At 51.0% G+C, this 4733-nt stretch carries 1 protein-coding gene; it reads right to left on the reverse strand.

All coding sequences use genetic code 11. The features are described from left to right. Window positions 1-4154: DUF4347 domain-containing protein (locus QUA04_RS28690; RefSeq protein WP_333263909.1), on the reverse strand; the 4154-nt coding region annotated here is incomplete at its 3' end. Between the last annotated feature and the right edge of the window lie 579 nt (window positions 4155-4733).

The raw sequence follows: 4733 nt of genomic DNA on the forward strand, positions 1-4733 counted from the left end.
CCCTGGTTGTCTGTAGCGCTGTAGGTGAAATTGGCTGTGGTAAAGTTGGCTGTCGATTGGAAAAATAATTGGTTAATGTCAGCAGGTGTCAGAATTTGACCGGCGCGGATAATCCTGCCCCCAGTATCGGGATCGCCTAAAAATATCAGCCCTTCACTTGCTGGTGGGACGGTATTGATCGTGAAGGATGCGATCGACCCGTCGGGGTCGGTTCCTCCAAGTCCTGCGATCAAGACAGTGCTGCTGGGGGCGATATCGAGGTTGACGTTGTTAGCTACTGGCGGTTTGTTTGGCAATGGCGGCAGCGCCGATACAGTAGCGCTGGCAGGGCTGGTAACGCCCTGGTTGTCTGTAGCGCTGTAGGTGAAATTGGCTGTGGTAAAGTTGGCTGTCGATTGGAAAAATAATTGGTTAATCTCAGCAGGCGTCAGAATTTGACCGGCGGTGACAATCGTGCCACCAGTATCGGGATTGCCTAAAAATATCAGCCCTTCACTTGCTGGTGGGACGGTATCGATCGTGAAGGATGCGATCGACCCGTCGGGGTCTGTTCCTCCAAGTCCTGCGATCGCCACAGCGCTGCTGGGGGCGATTTCTAGGTTGACGTTGTTAGCTATCGGCGGTTGGTTGGCGGGAGTCGGAGTCGGAGTCGGTGGGGGAGTCGGAGTCGGAGTCGGGGCAGAGGCGATGCTGGTGGTAACAGTTGCGCCGGGCTCGCTGCCGTTATTGTTGCCGGGATTCGCGTCATTCGTGTTTGAGGTACTTCTTGCCGTGTTGCTGACAGTGCCGGCCGCCGGGGCTGGGAATCTGACAGTCCGGCTGACAGCCACGCCGTCAGCTAAGCTGGCAATGGGCGGAAAGCTGACAATGCCTGTGGCTGGGTCGTAAATACCGCCGTTCGATGCTGTGACGCCCGTTAAACCGGGAACGATGCTGTCTGTAAGGGTGATGTTGGTGGCGGTACTGGGCCCTCTGTTTTCGGTGAGAATGGTGTAGGTGACTGTCGAGTCCGCGGTCGCCGTAGCGGGCCCGGTTTTGAGTGTAACTACATCGGCACTTTCGGTGATGCTGGTGGTAACTCGCGCTTGGGGGCTGCTGCCGTTGTTGTTGGCAGGATTGGGGTCTGGACTGGTTGAGGTGCTGCTAGCAGTGTTGGCGACGGTGCCGCCGGTGGCGGGAACTGCAAAACTGACGGTTCTGTTGGCGCTGGCTGCGCTGGCTAGGGATGGGATCGCCGTCCAAGTCACAATACCTGTAGTTGCGTTGTAAGTTCCGCCCTCGGAGACGCTGACTCCTGTTAAACCCGGAACAATGGTGTCGGCGATCGCCACATTGGTTGCTGCACTCGGCCCACTGTTAGCTGCCGTAATTGTGTAGGTGACAGTCGAGCCGGCTGCTGCCGTAGCGGGCCCGGTTTTGACCGTCACTACATCGGCACTCTCGGTGATGCTGGTGGTAACGCGCGCTTGGGGGCTGCTGCCGTTGTTGTTGTCAGGAGTCGGGTCTGGGCTAGTTGAGGTGCTGCTAGCAGTGTTGGCGATGGCGCTGATCGTGGCGGGAACTGCGAAACTGACGGTTCTGTTGGCGCTGGCTGCGCTAGCTAGGGATGGGATCGCCGTCCAAGTCACAATACCTGTAGTTGCGTTGTAAGTTCCGCCCTCGGAGACGCTGACTCCTGTTAAACCCGGAACAATGGTGTCGGCGATCGCCACATTGGTTGCTGCACTCGGCCCACTGTTAGCTGCCGTAATTGTGTAGGTGACAGTCGAGCCCGCGGTCGCCGTAGCGGGCCCGGTTTTGACCGTCACTACATCGGCACTCTCGGTGATGCTGGTGGTAACTCGCGCTTGGGGGCTGCTGCCGTTGTTGTTGTCAGGAGTCGGGTCTGGGCTAGTTGAGGTGCTGCTAGCAGTGTTGGCGATGGCGCTGATCGTGGCGGGAACTGCGAAACTGACGGTTCTGTTGGCGCTGGCTGCGCTAGCTAGGGATGGGATCGCCGTCCAAGTCACAATACCTGTAGTTGCGTTGTAAGTTCCGCCCTCGGAGACGCTGACTCCTGTTAAACCCGGAACAATGGTGTCGGCGATCGCCACATTGGTTGCTGCACTCGGCCCACTGTTAGCTGCCGTAATTGTGTAGGTGACAGTCGAGCCGGCTGCTGCCGTAGCGGGCCCGGTTTTGACCGTAACTACATCGGCGCTATCGTTCGTGATAGTGGTGGTGACTCTCGCCTCCGGGCTGCTGCCGCTGTTGTTGGCGGGTACGGGATCGATCGTGCTGCTGCTGCTGAATACACTGTTTGTAATAGGGCCGAGTGTAGTTGGGGCGGTAACAGTTACGGTGCGGGTGACGCTGGCCCCAAGAGGTAAATTCGGAATAGTTGGCCAGGTGACCAGTCTCGTTGTCGGGTTGAAAGTGCCGTCGCTGTCGGCACTGCCAAATACGGCCCCTCGGGGCAGTTGGTCTTCAACGAGCACGTTTTCAGCAGAGTTCGGGCCATTATTTACTGTCGTAATTGTGTAAGTAATGGGGCTGCCCGGTGCCGCAGCGGCCGGGCCTTTTTTCGTTGTCGCAACATCTGCTGTAGTAAGCGGCACGTCTATAGTTTGGATCGACAAAGTGCGAACGTCGTGAATATTTGTAGCGTCTCCCGTTGAAGCAGCAAAACCAAATTTGAATGTTGGCGGGATTGGCCCGTTTATTGCCTGTAAATTGGCAATGTCGATAATAGTCTCGCCCTCATCTGTAAACGAACCATTATTGTTGAGATCAAAGTTAACAGTCAGACGGTTTGGCGTTGCAGAAGTGGGGGGTGACAAAATAACTTGAACTCTTCTTCTGGCTGGTTCGCGAGTGGTAGTAATGGCGTTGATCGGCGGACTTACGGGATTGGGAATATTATCTATTCCCCCCGGCACAAAGTTAGAAGTTAAAAACTGATATTGCCTAGCTTCGCTACCTCGAAGCGTTACCGAGTCTGGTCTAATCCCTCCCGGAATTCCGCCTACACGCCCTTCATCTGGAGTTGAAAAATTTCCGAATTCATCAAATCCAATTCCTAAATAACCTCCGAGTAAACCGGCCTGAGTTTCGTCTGTATTTTGGGCGTAGCCGAGAGAACCTCCAAAGCCTCCAGCTTTTGTTGGCGTCACAGTACCGTCAATTAAAAAGAAACTTATGCCGTCCCCTGTCAAATTACTGGGTAAATTCGGACGTGTAGTCCCGTTGTAGGCAAATATATCGAAGACAATTTTAAGGCCGCTGCTGACTGGTACCGGATTGTTATAGATGGCAAAAGTAGATTGGTCAAAACTTCTTGAAGTTAATCTCAAAGCCCCGCTGCCTATCGGGTCGATGTTCAAACCCGGAAAACTCTCCGTTCCGGTTCCTGCGGTTAAAGCTGGAGCGTCTGACGGGCCGCTGACCCCAGATATCCAAGGCCCTATTAGACTTGCATCTTGAAAGCTTTCGTCAACTAAAGTAACGAGGACAGCGCTGTAAGTTTCCTGCGTTTTGGTTCCAAAAGCTATGGCGGTTTTTACTCGTCCTGCTGTAACATTTAACTGCCAGTTTCCTCCTAATTTTTCACTGCCAATTAGATTGTTGGAAGCCGCTATATTTGCGCCTGTTAATTCTCTCAGCTTCTGCACGAAAGCAATCCCGGATTTTCCAGCCCCAACCCTACACGCTAATAATAAAATATCGGCTTTTTCGCTGAATGCATGTCGCCACTGCTGCAAATGCCGATCGTACTTTGGTAAGTTTTCATCCTTCAGTATAGTTGACCCCAGTTGCACAGAACCTTCATTGCCGTGAGCAACTATCTGAAGGCTGGCAATGAAGCTGCGTTTAGCTAGAATCTCGGTAATTTGTTCTACTCCGTCCCGAGTTCGATCCAGGACAATTACCTCTATCCCCGGTTTGACTCCGCTGGCAAGATGCTGATAATTCTCTACCCTCGGGTCGATGCAAACTAAATATTTTTTACCTTGAGTCTTGACGCCCCGACTCGCTTTTGTTAAACAGGAAATATTAATCGCCGGATCACTGACTAATGGCGCCCCAATCAAAGAAGCTTTTATGCAGTCGGTGTCGCGGCGATCGCAACTTGATTTGTGAATTGGCGAAGAGTAGTTGCACCATAAATTTTTCATGACTTACATAGCTCCTTGATTTGTCAATTGTCAATCTTCAGTGGTAGATATTATTGTTAATTGCTGATGGGAAATTTCTAATTTCTAATTTCTCGACTTCGCATACTTAACAAGTTCTATTTACTTCGATTTTTTTTTGATAGACATCTTCCCAAAGTAGCAGTTCGCTGTATTTACCTGGAAAATCAGGGGTTTTTTATCCAATTGAAACGTGTAGCTAAATTATTTGCACATAAAATAAAATAACTGCGATGTACGAAAATACACCGTGTGATTCGAAAGTTTTTTACCTAAAAGTAGTTGACAAGCGTTCTCTCTTGTAGTAAATGTCCCTTAATAAATCAGACTTTTATTAAGACTTAAGTCCTGATCAAAAACCAATTTTATGGCTGTCAATCAGCCGAATCTCAGATAATCTATATTTTCGTCAAAAAATGCTTATATATTTTGTAGTCATCAACTTCCTTCTCTGGCTTTTATCAAGAATGAATGAGTCATTAACTAACAATACTCCGGACAGTTTTTAAAGAGGGATGCGATGCCTTCGGCAAGCAACGCTTACGCAATACAGCAGAGAAG

The sequence above is a fragment of the Microcoleus sp. S13_C5 genome (genome assembly GCF_036700845.1).
Taxonomy (GTDB): Bacteria; Cyanobacteriota; Cyanobacteriia; order Cyanobacteriales; family Microcoleaceae; genus Microcoleus.